Origin of the sequence: Mesorhizobium sp. M7A.F.Ca.US.014.04.1.1, from assembly GCF_003998745.1 — a bacterium.
Taxonomy (GTDB): Bacteria; Pseudomonadota; Alphaproteobacteria; order Rhizobiales; family Rhizobiaceae; genus Mesorhizobium; species Mesorhizobium ciceri.
On the sequence record NZ_RZRW01001266.1, the window covers coordinates 1 to 716 of the forward strand.

Below are 716 nucleotides of genomic sequence, written 5' to 3' on the forward strand. Positions count from 1 at the left end.
GGCCGGAGATCGCCATCGCCGCCTTCATGGCGCGTGAAGCTGCCGCCCTGCCCCCCTTCTACCTGCTCGCCGATCCGGCGCTGATCGCCTCCCGGGCGCGCCTGCTCGGCCTCTCGCTGCCGATCGCCGAAGCCACCCCGGCACAAGCGGCGCAGGTCTTTGCCCGCGCCTTGCCGATCGTTCCGCTGGCTGCAGGCTGCATCGACAGCCCCGGCCAGCCGGATCCGGCCAATGCGGCCGCCACGATCGAGGCCATCGACCGCGCCGTCGCCGATTGCCTTGCCCGCGAAGCCTCGGCCGTGGTCACCTGCCCCATCGCCAAGAAGCCGCTCTACGATGCCGGCTTTCGCTTTCCCGGCCACACCGAATATCTGGCGCATCTGGCGGCTCGGCACAGCGGCGTCGAGGCGATGCCGGTGATGATGCTGGCAGGACCCGACCTGCGCACCGTTCCCGTCACCATCCACATAGCGCTGGCCGAGGTGCCGAAGGCACTGACCACCGAACTGATCGTCGCCACCGCGCGCATCACCGCTGCCGACCTTGCCGGCCGCTTCGGCATTGCCAGGCCACGGCTGGCGATTGCCGGGCTCAATCCACATGCCGGCGAAGGCGGCGCCATGGGCCTCGAGGACGAGCGGATCGTGCGCCCGGCGGTCGACATCCTGCGCGCCGAAGGCATCGACGCTTTCGGCCCTTTGCCGGCCGACACGTTG

The 716-nt window shown here is 70.4% G+C and carries 1 protein-coding gene; it reads left to right on the top strand.

Features of this window, described 5'->3' with window-relative positions:
* Nucleotides 1-716, top strand: a 716-nt coding sequence (locus tag EOA22_RS35990; RefSeq protein WP_127390728.1) for a 4-hydroxythreonine-4-phosphate dehydrogenase PdxA, incomplete at both ends; no start/stop codon positions are given.